Annotated in this window: 15 protein-coding genes; 3 read left to right on the top strand and 12 right to left on the bottom strand. The window is 33.1% G+C overall.

What is annotated here, in order from left to right; translation table 11 throughout:
• Positions 1-81: 81 nt before the first annotated feature.
• From ASE21_RS09815 to ASE21_RS09805, 3 genes are all read left to right on the top strand, one after another.
• Positions 82-453, top strand: a complete 372-nt coding sequence (locus ASE21_RS09815) for a hypothetical protein (protein WP_057122484.1) — start codon at positions 82-84, stop codon at positions 451-453.
• Between the two features lie 187 nt (positions 454-640).
• Complete coding sequence (locus tag ASE21_RS09810; protein ID WP_057122483.1) at positions 641-2,560, top strand: DUF294 nucleotidyltransferase-like domain-containing protein; 1,920 nt, start codon at positions 641-643, stop codon at positions 2,558-2,560.
• 1 nt (position 2,561) lies between these two features.
• The gene (locus tag ASE21_RS09805) at positions 2,562-3,191 is read left to right on the top strand and encodes a PolC-type DNA polymerase III (protein ID WP_057122482.1); all 630 of its coding nucleotides are present in this window, start codon (positions 2,562-2,564) and stop codon (positions 3,189-3,191) included.
• 5 nt (positions 3,192-3,196) lie between these two features.
• On the opposite strand, the gene ASE21_RS09800 is transcribed toward ASE21_RS09805, so the two are convergent.
• The 12 genes from ASE21_RS09800 to ASE21_RS09750 form a co-directional block, all read right to left on the bottom strand.
• Positions 3,197-3,526 carry a hypothetical protein gene (locus ASE21_RS09800; RefSeq protein WP_057122481.1) on the bottom strand — a complete coding sequence of 110 codons (330 nt, stop codon included), beginning with the start codon at positions 3,524-3,526 and terminating at the stop codon, positions 3,197-3,199.
• 153 nt (positions 3,527-3,679) lie between these two features.
• The gene (locus tag ASE21_RS09795; RefSeq protein WP_057122480.1) at positions 3,680-6,400 is read right to left on the bottom strand and encodes a DNA gyrase/topoisomerase IV subunit A; all 2,721 of its coding nucleotides are present in this window, start codon (positions 6,398-6,400) and stop codon (positions 3,680-3,682) included.
• A 29-nt stretch (positions 6,401-6,429) separates the two neighbouring features.
• Positions 6,430-7,497 (bottom strand): YhcG family protein, encoded by a 1,068-nt coding sequence (locus tag ASE21_RS09790; protein ID WP_057122479.1) that lies wholly within the window; start codon positions 7,495-7,497, stop codon positions 6,430-6,432.
• A 17-nt stretch (positions 7,498-7,514) separates the two neighbouring features.
• The gene (locus tag ASE21_RS09785) at positions 7,515-9,383 is read right to left on the bottom strand and encodes a DNA topoisomerase IV subunit B (RefSeq protein ID WP_057122478.1); all 1,869 of its coding nucleotides are present in this window, start codon (positions 9,381-9,383) and stop codon (positions 7,515-7,517) included.
• Positions 9,384-9,544: 161 nt separating this feature from the next.
• Positions 9,545-10,720 (bottom strand): nicotinate phosphoribosyltransferase, encoded by a 1,176-nt coding sequence (gene pncB / locus ASE21_RS09780; protein ID WP_057122477.1) that lies wholly within the window; start codon positions 10,718-10,720, stop codon positions 9,545-9,547.
• Between the two features lie 72 nt (positions 10,721-10,792).
• Positions 10,793-11,161: a hypothetical protein gene (locus tag ASE21_RS22280; RefSeq protein WP_242410248.1), complete on the bottom strand. Its 369-nt coding sequence runs from the start codon at positions 11,159-11,161 to the stop codon at positions 10,793-10,795.
• The gene (locus ASE21_RS09775; RefSeq protein WP_242410247.1) at positions 11,127-11,777 is read right to left on the bottom strand and encodes a transglutaminase domain-containing protein; all 651 of its coding nucleotides are present in this window, start codon (positions 11,775-11,777) and stop codon (positions 11,127-11,129) included. The genes ASE21_RS22280 and ASE21_RS09775 overlap by 35 nt, the downstream gene beginning before the upstream one ends.
• 31 nt (positions 11,778-11,808) lie before the next feature.
• Entirely contained in the window at positions 11,809-12,789 is a 981-nt protein-coding gene (locus ASE21_RS09770; protein WP_057122475.1) for a transglutaminase domain-containing protein, read from the bottom strand.
• Positions 12,790-12,792: 3 nt separating this feature from the next.
• Positions 12,793-13,317 (bottom strand): NADPH-dependent FMN reductase, encoded by a 525-nt coding sequence (locus ASE21_RS09765; protein ID WP_057122473.1) that lies wholly within the window; start codon positions 13,315-13,317, stop codon positions 12,793-12,795.
• A 106-nt stretch (positions 13,318-13,423) separates the two neighbouring features.
• Positions 13,424-14,341: a YihY/virulence factor BrkB family protein gene (locus ASE21_RS09760; RefSeq protein WP_057122470.1), complete on the bottom strand. Its 918-nt coding sequence runs from the start codon at positions 14,339-14,341 to the stop codon at positions 13,424-13,426.
• 95 nt (positions 14,342-14,436) lie between these two features.
• Positions 14,437-14,784 carry a hypothetical protein gene (locus ASE21_RS09755; RefSeq protein WP_057122468.1) on the bottom strand — a complete coding sequence of 116 codons (348 nt, stop codon included), beginning with the start codon at positions 14,782-14,784 and terminating at the stop codon, positions 14,437-14,439.
• A gap of 10 nt (positions 14,785-14,794) precedes the next feature.
• Positions 14,795-15,112 carry a hypothetical protein gene (locus tag ASE21_RS09750; RefSeq protein ID WP_057122466.1) on the bottom strand — a complete coding sequence of 106 codons (318 nt, stop codon included), beginning with the start codon at positions 15,110-15,112 and terminating at the stop codon, positions 14,795-14,797.
• Position 15,113 lies beyond the last annotated feature (1 nt).

Raw genomic sequence — 15,113 nt, 5'->3', positions numbered from 1 at the left:
TCCTTTATAAATCTAAGTGAACTCAAAATCTTATAAATCAAATTCTTTTGATTCCATCTGGATTTTAAAAAAATATCTAAAATGAAAAAAATTATATTCTTATTTCCTTTTCTGACTTTAGTTTCCTGTTATAATGCCGAACATAATTGCAAAGACTTTAAAAACGGAAAATTTAAATTTGAGTTTGAAGTAAATGGCGTTAAAAAAACTACTTTTTTTGAGCGCAGAGACAGCATAGAAATTGAAACTTTTGAAGGAAAAACAGATACATCTACGATACGCTGGGTAAGCGATTGCGAATATGTTTTACAAAAGAAACACCCAAAAAACATGGCCGAAGAAAAAGCAATCAGCATGAAGATCCTGACAACTGAAAAAGATTCCTATACTTTTGAATTTGGAATGGTTGGTTCTGAAGAAAAACAGAGAGGTAAGGTTTTTAGAGCAGAATAATAAATTAAAGTCCCAAAATTGGGGCTTTTTTTATACTAACAAAACCCGATTTTTATTTCTGCAATTATCTTTCAATAAAAAAATGTATTTCTCTACTTATACTTCTTTATAACTTTAAAAAAGAAACTTTAGTGTTTATTTTACGTTTATACTTTTAAATAGTATTTTAGAACTTTAAACTAACCAAATGAAAAATACCATTTCGCAAAGAGTTGCAGACTTTTTAAAAAGTTATCCGCCATTTAATTTTCTTCATCAGAAAGATTTAGAAAAACTATCTGAGCAAATTTCTATTATTTATAAGGAGAAAGATGCTGTAATTTTTGCCGAAAATGACAAAACACACGATTCATTTTATGTCGTTCATAAAGGGGCCGTGGCCTTGAAAAAAAGTACCAAAAATACAGTTCTCGACATGTGCGATGAAGGAGATATTTTTGGTCTTCGCCCGCTTTTGGCACAGGAAAATTATATTATGGAAGCCGCAGCACATGAGGAAACAATATTATATGCTATTCCCATCGCCGTTTTTAAACCTTATGCGCTTGAGAATCGAAATGTTGGTAATTTCCTGATTGAAAGTTATGCTTCAAATACACGAAATCCGTATTCAGACATTCATAAAGATAAATTATATGGTGATGATCTTCTGGATGAAAGCCTTAATTCAAGCAACCATTCCTTTGATTTAGCTCCCATAAAATATTCAAAAAAAATCGTAACCTGCAGTCCTTCAACAACGGTTAAAGAGATTGCTAAAATTATGAATAAAAAGAAAGTTGGCGCAATTTTGATTGTTGATGAAATGCTTCCGATTGGTATTTTGACAGATAAAGATCTCCGAAACAAAATCGTAACCGGGGATTTCCCCATAACGACAACTGCCGAAACCATAATGACAAAACCGGTTATTACCTATCCAAAAAAAATGACCGTTACTGAAGCACAAATGGCAATGATGAAAAGCAGCATTAGTCATTTATGCTTAACAAAAGACGGTACCGTAAATACTAAAGCCGTTGGAATTTTATCCAAACATGATGTTATGGTTGCACTCGGAAATAATCCGGCTGTTTTAATCAAAGCATTAAAAAGAGCGAAAAAGACAAAGGACATAAAACCTATCCGAAACCAAATAATGCAGCTGCTTCAGGGTTATTTAGACCAAAATATTCCTATGACCTTGATTTCTAAAATCATAACAGAGCTGAACGAAGCTTGCACAACACGCGTTATTGAAATTTGTTTAGATAAAATGAGCAGTCCGCCGCCGGTAAAATTTGCATGGCTGGCAATGGGAAGTCAGGGACGAGGCGAACAAATGCTGCATACGGATCAGGATAATGCAATTGTTTATGAAAATGTAAATGAAGTTTTTAAGGACGAAACAAGGATTTACTTTTTGAAGTTTGCTTCTTTAGTAAACAAAGGACTTTTTGATATTGGTTATGATTATTGTCCTGCTGAAATGATGGCATCGAGCCCAAAATGGTGTATGAGTCTTGATGAATGGAAAAATCAGGTACATCACTGGATTACGAATCCGGGTAAAAATGAGGTTTTATTGTCGTTTATATTTTTTGATTACAGCAAGACTTATGGTGACTCTGAAATTGTAAATCACTTATCTGATTATATATTTGAAACCATAAAAGCAAATCCAATTTTTTATATGCATTTAGTGAGTGGTGCACTGCAAAGCCCTTCTCCTACCGGCTTTTTCAGACAGTTTTTAGTTGAACAAGATGGTGCAAATAAAGATCATTTTGATATTAAACGAAGAGCACTCATGCCTTTGACAGATGCTGCCCGTGTTTTGATTTTATCCCACTCGGTAAAAGGAATCAGTAATACTGCAGAACGTTTTGAAAAACTGGCTGAACTGGAACCGACTAACAGAGAATTGTATCTATCCTGCTCCTATTCGTTTAAGGCTTTATTGAAATTCAGGACAAAACAAGGACTGTTACACCATGATTCGGGACAATTTATTGCTTTGGAATCATTATCCAAAATGGAAAAAATCAAACTGAAACGTACTTTTAAAACAATTAAGGAACTTCAGGAACTTATTTCGATTCGCTTTAACATCTCCAATTTAGTTTAATATGGGATTATTTAATTTTTGGAAAAAAGAAGAAAATCTATTCAATGAAAGTATCACAATCGAAGAAACTCGTTTTGTCGTTTTAGATACTGAAACTACTGGTTTTGATTATGAAAATGACCGTATTTTATGTATTGGTGCATTAATTCTTCAAAACGGAATTATCGCTATTGAGAATAGTTTTGAAGTGTATCTCAAACAGGATCATTATGATAAATCGACAGCACAAATTCATGGTATTTTAAAAGATTTACTTATTAAACGTCCTGATGAATTGGAAGCTTTACAACAGTTTTTAACTTTTTTAGGAGATTCCGTAATCATTGCGCATCACACTATTTTTGATATTACAATGATTAATAAAGCTCTGGAACGAAACGGACTTCCGCATTTAACGAATAAAACATTAGATACGGCTTATTTATATAAAAAGACTTTAATTCAATCGCATCTATTTGAACGAAAAGATCACTATACTTTAGACGATCTTGCCGATAAATTTGACATTTCAAAAAAAGACAGACACACGGCGCTGGGCGATGCCTATATTACTGCGATTGCTTTTTTGAAAATTGTAAAGAAATTAATGGAGAAAAAAGAGATTACTTTGAACTCGCTGTTTAAACTTTAAATAATCTATCTAGAAAAATCGCTTGCTTTTTTATACATATAAAACTTATTATACTTTAAACTTTTTTTTGAAAATCTCCCCAGAGAATCTGGTTTTCTATTGATTTCTTTAGCAGCATAACCTTCTTTTGTAAAGAGTAATTTAAATGGAGCGTGCGAATTTATATCTATTCGAAAAAAACCGATGCTGTTTGTTTGGATTGTATTGTCATTAATTACTATGCTGACATTTTTTAAAGGACGTTCACTATCGTAATCGTACACATAGCCATCCAGTTCAATGTTACTGCTGCAGGAACAAAGCAATAAGACTATAAAAATCAATTGATTCTTCATTCTTTTTTAATTTGTAATTCTTTTGAAAAACAAATTTAGGCCGGTAAACAGCAATGAGAAGTCCATTAAAAATTATAATAGTATAACTTTAGGGTAATTATAATTTTATAAAATAAAAAAACGCTGAGAAATCTAATTCTCAGCGTTTTTTATTTATTCTAAAACCAAACCTATCTGCCCATCATCATCTAATTCTGTTTCAACAGATTCATCTTCATTAAATTCTGGTTTTTCCGGAATTTCTTCGACAGGTTCTTCATAAGGAAGAGGGTCTAACAAATTAACTTGTTTTAGTTTCTCTGTGGTCAATTGGTTTCCTAAAGCCTTAAAACCTTTTACAGCTATAAAGTCCTCAACATCAATATGTAAATCATCTTTTTGAACTCCTTTTACTTTTGCAAAAACCAATTGAGCAACCGGACGATAGTCTGTCGATACAATTTCTAATTGCGAATTAGGATGGTCTGTAATAAAGCTTTCTTCTTTCCCTTCATTTTCTACAAGAAAACGTTTCAGGAAGTAACGCTCTTTTTCTCCATCATAATAAATTGCTGAAATTGGTTTCTTAGGTTTCCATTTTTCTAAAATGATCATATCTTCTTCGAAGTGAGTCGACAATTCCGGAATAATTACTTTTAATTTACCAGACTGGCTTATTACTAAAATTTTATCGCTTGGTTTAAATTCGCCCAGCAATTCACCTCTTCCATCAACATTCAAACGCTTTACGGTATCATCAAACCAAACTTTTCTTGGCAGTAAAGTTGAAATTCCTTTTTCTTTTAATTCGATTTTCTTGATTGGATATTTAGTAACCAAATTTCCTTTTGATCCACGGCCTTTTATAGCCAGTTTTGCAAAATCAATGTCGAATTTCAGTTTTTTAATAGTTCCAACCTGACGCAGTAAAATGGTAACAACCTCAGCTTCCCCGTTTGGATTATGCGAAAAGTACACTACCTGAGAACCATTTGTTCCGTTCGTTAAATCGTAAGCTTTATCACGCGTTACACCTGAAACATTGAAACGTTTAATAAACGATGGTCCCGATTTACCGTCCCGATAAATCATATTGTATATCGTACGTTTATCACTTTTATCAAAAACGGCAACGTGTATGATATCTTTTCCGATAAAGGTTTTAGCGTCGACTTTTGTAATCATCATTTTACCATCGCGTAAAAACACAATTACATCATCAATATCAGAACAATCGCCAACATATTCATCTTTCTTTAAACTTGTTCCTACAAATCCTTCTTCGCGGTTTACATATAGTTTTGTATTACGTAAAACGACTTTTGTAGCTTCAACATTATCGAAAACACGAAGCTCTGTCAAACGTTCACGGCCTTTACCGTATTTCTCTTTTAATCGGGTAAAATAGGTAATTGCAAAATCTGTTAAATGTTCCAGATTATGCTCCACCTCTTTCATTTCATCTTCCAGTTTTGAAATCAAATCATCTGCTTTATCAGAATCGAAACGCGTAATACGAATCATCGGAATCTGAGTCAATCGCTGTAAATCATCATCATTAATTTCTCTGACGAATGATTTTTTGAAAGGTTCAAAGCGATCATATAAATATTTATAAAGTGACTCTCTGTCTCCGTATAATTTGAAATCAATATACATTTCTTCACGAATGAAGATTTTTTCTAAAGTAGAAAAATGCCATTTATTTTTTAATTCTTCTAACTGAATTTCTAATTCCTGACGTAATAAATCAACGGTTCTGTGAGTTGAAATTTTCAACATTTCAGAAACTCCGATAAACAGAGGTTTGTTGTCTTCAATAACGCAGCCTAAAGGCGCTACAGAAGTTTCACACGCTGTAAAAGCAAACAATGCATCAATTGTTTTATCTGGAGAAACCCCCGGGAAAAGATGAATCAGAATTTCAACATCGGCGGCAGTATTGTCTTCAATTTTCTTGATTTTGATTTTACCTTTTTCATTGGCTTTCAAAATACTATCAATTAAACTGGAAGTATTGGTAGAAAACGGAATCTGCGTAATTACCAGTGTATTTTTGTCTAATTGAGAAATTTTAGCACGTACCCGTACACGTCCGCCACGCATTCCATCATTGTAATTTGAAACATCGGCAATACCTGCGGTCATAAAATCAGGATAAAGCGTAAACGGTTTCCCTTTTAAGATTTTAATCGAAGCATCAATTAATTCATTGAAGTTATGAGGTAAAACTTTCGTTGATAAACCTACCGCAATACCTTCTGCTCCCTGCGCCAAAAGCAATGGAAATTTTACAGGAAGATTAATTGGCTCTGCCTTTCTCCCATCATATGAAAGACCCCATTCTGTAATTTTTGGAGAATATAAAACCTCCAAAGCAAATTTTGACAAACGCGCTTCGATATAACGTGAAGCCGCTGCACCATCGCCTGTTAGTATATTTCCCCAGTTTCCCTGGCAGTCAATCAATAAATCTTTCTGCCCAATTTGCACCATAGCGTCACCAATACTCGCATCTCCGTGTGGGTGATACTGCATGGTGTGCCCTACTACATTAGCAACTTTATTATAACGGCCGTCATCCAGCTCTTTTAGGGAGTGCATAATACGACGCTGAACCGGTTTGAATCCGTCCTCGATAGCAGGAACAGCACGTTCCAGAATTACATATGAGGCATAATCCAGAAACCAGTCTTTGTACATTCCGGTTACTTTGGTAATGACGTCATCTCCCTCCTCTTCATCATTTTCATAAAAATGCTGGCCTTCAAAATGCCTGGCATCTACATTTATAATTTCTTCTGAGTCATCGTCCTGATTTTCATCATTCTGATTCTCATCGTAATTATTTTCGTCTTCGTTTGGAATTATGTTATCGTCTTCTTCGTCTTTCATTATTTATATTCGAAATTATAAATTTGATGTTATATGTTCTCAATAAGTCTTTTTAAATCTAACTCACTCGGTAAAACTGTTTTATATTTACTCGCAAAAATCTGCTCGTTATTCTCTGGCAGAGTATATCGAACTACCGCTTCACTTTTAGTCTGGCAAAGAACAATTCCAATTGTTTTGTTTTCATCTTCTAAACGCATTTCTCTGTCATAATAATTGACATACATTTGCATCTGTCCTAAATCCTGATGTTTTAATTCTCCAATTTTCAAATCAATAAGAACAAAACATTTTAAAATTCTATTGTAAAAAACTAAATCAATCCTAAAATGTTTGTCATCAAAAGTAATTCTCTGCTGCCGTCCTACAAAAGTAAAACCTTGGCCTAATTCTAATAGAAAATGCTCTAGCTTATTGATTATTTCTTCCTCTAATTGAGATTCAGAATATTGATTCAATTCTGGCAGTCCTAAAAACTCAAGTATATAAGGATCTTTAATTATGTCTTTTGGCTTCTCTATAATCTGACCTTCTTCCGAAAGTTTTAAAATTCCTTCTTTATCCCGACTTAAAGCTAATCTTGTATAAAGTGCGGAATCATATTGACGTTTTAATTCACGAACACTCCAATTGTTTTTCTCAGATTCTATTTTGTAAAATCTTCTTTCTTTCTCATCATCAATTCGCATTAGAAATACATAATGAGTAAAACTCAGTTGAAAAAACGAAGATAAAGTTTGATAATCTAACTTCTTAAATTCCGCAGTCACTGACTGCGTTTTTTGAATTTCGAAAATCCGAGACAGTGACTCGGATTTTGAATAAGTCATATAGAATTGTCTAATTTGTTCTAAATTTCTAATAGAAAATCCTTTTCCAAATTCTTTCGTCAATTGTATAGATAGACCTTTTATTAATTGTTTCCCGTACTCAGCTCTATCTTTTCCGTTTTGCTCTTCTTCAACAATAATTCTTCCAATTTCAAAATAAGTTATTGTCATTGTAGAATTTACAGTACGCAAAACTTCTTGCCGAGCATTTTGTAATAATTCAGCAACTTGTTTAAAAATAACTTTATTTTGAAGATCGTTTGACATTCTATTATTTAAAAATCTTAAACTTCCTCAAGCTCATCAATTTCAACTTTCAGATTCTTGATAATAAAGTCTTGTCTGTCTGGTGTATTTTTTCCCATATAGAAAGACAACAACTGCTCGATTGAAGTATGTTTATCCATCATAACCGGATCAAGGCGGATTGTATCTCCAATAAAATTTTTGAACTCGTCTGGCGAAATCTCTCCCAAACCTTTAAATCGCGTGATCTCTGGTTTTGGTTTTAGCTTTTCAATCGCCTCTTTTCTTTCTTCTTCAGAATAACAATAAATGGTTTCTTTTTTATTTCGAACCCTGAAAAGCGGTGTTTGCAAAATATATAAATGTCCTTCTTTGATTAATTCAGGAAAAAACTGCAAAAAGAAAGTGATTAACAACAAACGAATGTGCATTCCGTCGACATCGGCATCGGTTGCGATTACGATGTTGTTGTAGCGTAATTTTTCTAATCCGTCTTCGATATCTAATGCCGCCTGCAGTAAATTGAATTCTTCATTTTCATACACAATCTTTTTGGTCATTCCGTATGAATTCAGAGGTTTTCCACGTAAACTGAAAACTGCCTGCGTATTAACGTCACGCGACTTTGTAATGGAGCCGGAAGCCGAATCTCCCTCGGTAATAAAAAGTGTACTTTCTAAGTTCCTCGGGTTTTTTGTATCCGGAAGATGTGCACGGCAGTCTCTTAATTTTTTATTATGAAGATTAGCTTTTTTTGCACGATCTGTGGCCAGTTTTCTAATTCCTGACAATTCCTTACGCTCCCGTTCTGCCTGAAGAATTTTACGTAATAAAGCTTCTGCTGTCGGCGGGTTTTTATGTAAATAATTATCTAATTTGGTTTTGATAAAATCATTTACAAATGTACGTACCGAAACTGCCGGTGTTCCATCATCAGAACCCATATCGGTTGAACCTAATTTAGTTTTAGTCTGAGACTCAAAAACAGGCTCCATAACTTTAATACTAATCGCACTTACAATCGATTTACGAACATCTGAAGCTTCAAAATTCTTGTTGTAAAACTCACGAATTGTTTTTACAACTGCTTCTCGATAAGCCGCTAAATGCGTTCCTCCCTGCGTTGTGTTTTGTCCGTTTACGAAAGAGTGATACTCTTCGCTGTACTGTGTTTTACTGTGCGTTAGGGCAACCTCGATATCATGATCTTTCAAATGAATAATAGGATATTCTAAGTCATCTTCATTGATGGTTTCTTCTAATAAATCGCGAAGTCCATTTTCTGAATAGTATTTTTCGCCGTTAAAAATAATCGTCAGACCATTGTTCAGATAACAATAGTTTTTGACCATTTTGATAACATATTCTAAACGGAATTTATAGTTTTTGAAAATCGTTTCGTCCGGCGTAAAAGTTACTTTTGTCCCTTTACGTTTTGTCGTATCAATGACATCTTCTTCCTGAACCAGATTTCCGGCAGAGAATTCGGCTGCTTTTTGTTTGTCATCACGAACTGATTCTACACGGAAATAATTTGAAAGCGCATTTACAGCTTTCGTTCCGACACCGTTCAAACCAACAGATTTCTGGAAAGCTTTAGAATCGTACTTTCCTCCCGTATTCATCTTCGAAACGACATCGACCACTTTTCCCAAAGGAATTCCACGTCCGTAGTCACGAACCGAAACCGTTTTATCTTTAATTGTTACTTCAATAGTTTTTCCGGCACCCATAACGAACTCGTCGATACAGTTGTCCAGAACCTCTTTTAAAAGAATGTAAATACCATCATCCGGTGATGATCCGTCCCCTAATTTCCCGATGTACATACCCGGACGCATACGGATATGTTCCTTCCAATCGAGTGAACGAATATTATCTTCATTGTATTGATTTTGCTCTAGCATAAATGAATTTAGGATTTTTGGCTAATGTACCATTTATCGGGAAAAAATAAAAGCGTATTTCTTTTTTGTTATGAATAATAACAGTTTAAAATCTATTTAAATTGATTTCAAAATAAAACGGGCACCAAAATCATGAAAAAACTGCTTTTTCAGCAAAAAATCTATTTGATTCCGAGCACTTCTTTTGCTAAAGCAATCATTTCGGGCGTTCCCGTATTTTTATTTTTTTCATCTGAGAGTTTTACCACGCCCTGCCAATGTATGTTATCGGGTTTTGTATCGGTTAATTTTATAACCATATTCATGGCAGGCAGTCCAACATCGTTGGTGAAATTTGTTCCAATCCCGAATGACATTTTTATTTTGTCCTGACAGAAATCGGCGATCGTTTTTACTTTTTCAAAATTTAGCGAATCAGAAAAAACAATTGCTTTAGATTTTGGGTCGATTCCCATTTTGGTGTAATGTGCGATTACTTTTTTTGCAAATTCAACCGGATCTCCGCTGTCATGTCGAACGCCATCAAATAATTTGGAATATTTTTTATCAAACTGATTGAAAAAGATCTCTGTTGTATAAGTATCTGTTAAGGCAATTCCGAGATCGCCGCCATAAACTTGTGTCCAATGTTCCAGACTTATCGAATTTGCCATTTTAAAACCATATTGCGCTGCATGAAACATAAACCATTCGTGGGCGTGTGTTCCTAAAGGTCTTCGGTTATTGACCATTGCAAAATGTACATTGCTGGTCCCTAAAAAACTTTGTCCGCCAAAAGTTTGTAACGTTTCATTTACCAAATTATGCACATCATACGAATGCCGGCGTCTTGTGCCAAATTCTAAAACTGAAACTCCCAGTTTGTTATAATTGTCCATTTTTTCTTTGGTCAGATTTTTTATGGCTTCGTCATTTAAGCGAATTAAATGACTGGATTTATAAAAAAGTTCTGAAATTAGTGCCATCAACGGAACTTCCCACAAAATAGTACGGTACCAAAATCCTTCAACTGTAACTTTAATTTCTGATCCTTCCTGAGAAATTTGTACTTCTGACGGATCAAAACTATATCCCTGCAGAAAATCTAAATAAGTGGGGTCCAGATAATGACAATAATGAGATAAATAATTCTTTTCTTCTTTGGTTAAACGAAGATCAGCCATTGCGTCAACAGAATGGCGAAGTAAATCTGCAAATCCGGCAGGAAATTTATGTTTTCCACGATTTATAAATCCGTATCGAACTTTTGCCTTTGGAAAAAGTCTAATTACAGCGTGCTGCATCGTAAATTTGTAGAAATCATTATCTAAAATCGATTTCAGAAAAGTTGCCTCCATATCTCATTAATTCATCTTGAATTGCTAAGATACGCCAATAAATACAAATTATTACTCTAAAACATTATCAAATCAGCTTGTTTTAGGAATTATTTTAAAAGACGCAAAAGCTTTGTTAAAAAGACGCAAAGCAATAAATCTGCCTAATTTCCTATTGTAAGTAATCTGAAATTCTAATATTCCATTTTCTTGTTTTACATTCTCAAGACGCACTCTCTTTTCTTTTTTATCCAGATAATAAAGGTCGTCAATTTTGGAAAGGTTCTTAATTTTGAAAGTAATTTTATCTCCGTCATTTGCATTTATAACCCCTGAAAATGGCTCTAAAATTTCAGCCTTTTCTTCTATCAAAGCATCATAAATAAGCGGTCCATTTAAAAACTCCATCTTATTTCCTGTATTTGCTTTATACATTGAAGATTCGGCAAAAGTGTTTCGCATTGAAGTATTTTGAATCCATGTCAAAATATATAGGCGTAAATCTTTTTACCAATATTTCTCGTTTAAAATCATAATATCCACCGCCCCAGGTAGCATCAATTAATATCCATTTCCCATCAATAAGGACCGTATTCCATGCGTGATTTATTAAATAATTTCTTCTGCCAATATCTTCAACTTTAACTTTAGCGTCTCCAGTTATAACCTGACATTTTAATCCGGTTAATGCTGCCAAATGAGCATATATAAGTGAATATCCACCACAAACAGCTTTTCTTGACCTAAAGGCTTTTTGTGTTTCTTTTTCATTTATTAACTGCATTTTTTTAGCCAAATCGGCATCATCTTTAACCGAATAACTTTTTCTTTCGGGAGGATTTAAATAAGTCTCCAAATCATAATTAATATTCAAAGCAATCCAACTATAAATTGCTCTTGCTTTATCACGATCAGATTTGAAATCTTCATTGATTTTTTCTGCTAATTTTTCTGTGCTTCCAAAATCCGGATATTTTAATACAATACTATCAATAGCAATATATTGTTGTGAGCAAGTTGAATTTATAAAAACAATATTGAGAAAAAATAATATAGAAAAGATTTTTTTAAACGACATATAAATTTGGAGTTGAGATTGATTAGTCGTTTTATTTCTGAATTACTTTAAAAGAAACAATACTGTTTGTGTTTACAAAAATGGTAATATAATCACCAATCGTATTGTCATACAGAATTTGAAATTCTAAACCGCCTCTTTTTTCTTTTGAGTTTTTAACGAGAACTGGCTGATTTCTTTTATTCAAATAAAAAACCTGATCTGATTTAGTCAGATTTTTAATTTCAACTTCTATTTTATCTCCATATTTAGCTTCGATTATTCCTGAATTTGGGGATTTAATCTGAAAATCGTATTCAATTGTTTTGTTATAAATCAAAGGTCCGTTCAGGAAATCTTCTTTATTTAATTTGTCTCCCAGATAAGAACCTGAATCGGGAAAATGCTTAGCAAAGAAATAATCGGGATCTGTATCAAAATAAACCGGTGAAAAATCAGTTACCATTCGGCCTTTACTGCTGTCAAAGTAGCCCTGTCCCCAGGTTACATCAATCAAACGCCATTTTCTTTCAATTAAAACAATATTCCATGCGTGATTAGAAGAAATATTTTTTCGGCCAATATCCCGCACCGAAATTTTAGAATCTCCACGAATTATTTCAGATTTTAATCCTGATAATTCTGCTAAATGCTGATATAGTGTCGTAAAACCTTCGCAAACCGCTTTTTTAGAACTAAATGCTTTTTGAAATAACCTGTCATTCAGTTCTTTAATTTTGCGTTGCTTTTCGGCTTCTGTAGAATAACTAAATCCCTGCGTTCTGGGCGGATTTAAATAAGCATTATAATCGTATTTTATATTAAAGGCAATCCAGCTGTAAATGGCACGTGCTTTATCATAATCAGATTTAAAATCATCATTGATTCTTTCTGCCAATTCTTCTGTAGTGCTAAAATTTTTGGGATATTTTAAAACGATTTTATCAACTTCATTATATTTCTGTGCAAATGTTGAAAAGGTAAAAATGATGTTCAACAAAAGAAATATAAAACCTCTCTTCATTATTTTCATCAATTAAAAACTAGATTTTATAATATTTTTCAACTCCTGATCTAATTCGGGATTTGAGATTTTATTTTGCTGTAGATCGAAATTTGCATTGAAAGAAGGCAGAGAAAAAGATCCTTTGATCTCGCCGCCATAACGTGGAAAAAGATTTTGGGCAATTCCTAAAACAGATGCGCCGCCTCTTCCGCCCGGAGATGTTGCCAGTAATAACATTGGGATATGCTGAAAAACATCTTTTTCAATTCGGGAACTCCAATCGAAAACATTTTTGAAGGCCGCAGAGTAATTTCCGTTATTTTCTGCCATGGAAACAACCAGAATATCGGCTTCTTTCAGTTTATTTAAAAAAGCCTGTGCAATCTGGTGCTGACCGATTTCTTTTTCTAAATCAACACTAAAAAGAGGCATTGCAAAATCGTTTAAATCTAAAACCTCAACATAGGCATTTTCAAATAAACTGGCTGCATACGCGGCTAAACGTTTGTTGATAGATTGCTGGCTGTTGCTTCCTCCAAAGGCTATTATTTTCATATTGTGGTATTTATATATAATTGATGCTTTCAAAAATTAAGCCACAAAAATCATATGGCTTTATTTTAATAAAAATATAATATGGCTTTTATGGCTAAAATAAATTTTATGCGTTTTCTATTTCAAAAACCTCTTTTTTTATTTCTACTGAATAATCATTTGGAGCAATTTGCCCGCCAAAGGATTTTGCATACACTTTCGTAAATTCTGCACCAAAATATAAAATTATTGCTGAATAATAAACCCAGACCAAAATTATAATTACAGAACCTGCTGCTCCGTAAACGCTCGCTATAGTCGAATTCCCTAAGTAAACACCAATGGCAAACTTACCTATCATAAATAAAATGGCCGTACATGATGAACCTATAAAAGCATCTTTCCATTTAATTATTCCGTCTGGTAAAGTTCTAAAGATAATAGCGAAAAGCAATGTTATACTCGAAAAAACAATTAGTAAATTGACAACATAAAATAAATACACTGTTGTATCCGGAAAATACAATTTTAAACGTGCATTCAAAACATCTAGTGTTGCATTGAGCATTAAACTTACGAGCATTAAAAATCCAACAGAAACAATCATCGAAAAAGACATGATTCTATTTTGTATAAACTTTCTGAGTCCTTTGTTTGGTTTGGCGCGGAGCCCCCAAATATAATTAATCGAACTTTGGATTTCTGCAAAAACTCCTGAAGCACCCACCAAAAGCATCACGATCCCAAAAATGGTTACAAAAACATTACTGTCTGATAATTGTACATTTTTAATTGCTTCCTGAATCTGGATCGCAGCGTTGTTTCCAACCAATCTGTTTATTTGTCCGTATAATTGACCCGTTACCGCTTCTTCTCCAAAAAAGAAACCACAAATGGTTATGATAATAATTAGTAAAGGAGGCAGCGCAAAAATGGTATAGTAGGATAATGCGGCACTTAATTTAATGGCATTATCATCATTAAATTCCAGAAACGTATTCTTTAATAAATACCATGATTTTGAAAATATATTTTGATTTTTCATTTGCAGATTTTTTGATATTCTCTCAAATTTACGCAATAATCAAAAATTTTGGATTCTTGTTTTTTAGCGAGATTTTATATCTTTTCCATGTGATTTTATTTCGAAATCTTTTTATACTCACGATCAAATCCTAAGTTTTTAATTTTTAAAATCTTTTTGAATTCGCTTCTTGTTGGTTTAACCAAATAAGAAGTTGAATCGAGCATTTTGCCTTTAGTTTTAGTTACAGAATCTAATTTTCTCAAATCTTTCTCTTCACAAAGTCTTTTAAATTTGATTGTATTATTTTGAATTGAAAGAAATTGAGAAGTCCAAAATATAGAATCTTTTCTGCTCAAAATTAACTGTCCATCAATACGTTTGGCTTTGTTATAAAGTGAAAACCTAAATAATGTATCAATCTGTTTTTGGATTAATTCTATTGAATCACCTTTTGGAACCATATCATATTCATCATTCGTATCTTTTCTTATTTAATTTTCCATTAACGATATTATATTCTGTCTTTGTTGAATCTAATGTTAATTTATGAATTTTGAGTTTCCAGGAATATTCTTCCAAAATTCTATCTTCTTCAATTCGAATAAAAGTCGAATCTGAATTCATATATAATCCTTTAAATTTATTTGGAAAACTATTCAGCTCTGAATCGTTAATTGGCTGCGGAGTTTCAAAATATAAAATCACACATTCTTCACAAGCCGCAGCGTCTGCTTTTTTACACGAAATAATTAATAAAATTGCTGCTACAATTAAAATTGATTTTTTCATA

This window comes from Flavobacterium sp. Root901 (assembly GCF_001429765.1).
GTDB lineage: Bacteria > Bacteroidota > Bacteroidia > Flavobacteriales > Flavobacteriaceae > Flavobacterium.
The sequence above is the reverse complement of the archived record's forward strand: the minus strand, read 5'-3'. Positions and strand labels throughout refer to the sequence as shown.

Coding starts and splice junctions, on each gene's coding strand:
- ASE21_RS09775 (WP_242410247.1), bottom strand. CDS start 11,777: ATGTCGTTTAAAAAAATCTTTTCTATATTATTTTTTCTCAATATTGTT.
- ASE21_RS22280 (WP_242410248.1), bottom strand. CDS start 11,161: ATGCGAAACACTTTTGCCGAATCTTCAATGTATAAAGCAAATACAGGA.
- ASE21_RS09765 (WP_057122473.1), bottom strand. CDS start 13,317: ATGAAAATAATAGCCTTTGGAGGAAGCAACAGCCAGCAATCTATCAAC.
- ASE21_RS09810 (WP_057122483.1), top strand. CDS start 641: ATGAAAAATACCATTTCGCAAAGAGTTGCAGACTTTTTAAAAAGTTAT.
- ASE21_RS09805 (WP_057122482.1), top strand. CDS start 2,562: ATGGGATTATTTAATTTTTGGAAAAAAGAAGAAAATCTATTCAATGAA.
- ASE21_RS09795 (WP_057122480.1), bottom strand. CDS start 6,400: ATGAAAGACGAAGAAGACGATAACATAATTCCAAACGAAGACGAAAAT.
- ASE21_RS09750 (WP_057122466.1), bottom strand. CDS start 15,112: ATGAAAAAATCAATTTTAATTGTAGCAGCAATTTTATTAATTATTTCG.
- ASE21_RS09785 (WP_057122478.1), bottom strand. CDS start 9,383: ATGCTAGAGCAAAATCAATACAATGAAGATAATATTCGTTCACTCGAT.
- ASE21_RS09755 (WP_057122468.1), bottom strand. CDS start 14,784: ATGGTTCCAAAAGGTGATTCAATAGAATTAATCCAAAAACAGATTGAT.
- ASE21_RS09760 (WP_057122470.1), bottom strand. CDS start 14,341: ATGAAAAATCAAAATATATTTTCAAAATCATGGTATTTATTAAAGAAT.
- ASE21_RS09815 (WP_057122484.1), top strand. CDS start 82: ATGAAAAAAATTATATTCTTATTTCCTTTTCTGACTTTAGTTTCCTGT.
- ASE21_RS09770 (WP_057122475.1), bottom strand. CDS start 12,789: ATGAAAATAATGAAGAGAGGTTTTATATTTCTTTTGTTGAACATCATT.
- pncB (WP_057122477.1), bottom strand. CDS start 10,720: ATGGAGGCAACTTTTCTGAAATCGATTTTAGATAATGATTTCTACAAA.
- ASE21_RS09790 (WP_057122479.1), bottom strand. CDS start 7,497: ATGTCAAACGATCTTCAAAATAAAGTTATTTTTAAACAAGTTGCTGAA.
- ASE21_RS09800 (WP_057122481.1), bottom strand. CDS start 3,526: ATGAAGAATCAATTGATTTTTATAGTCTTATTGCTTTGTTCCTGCAGC.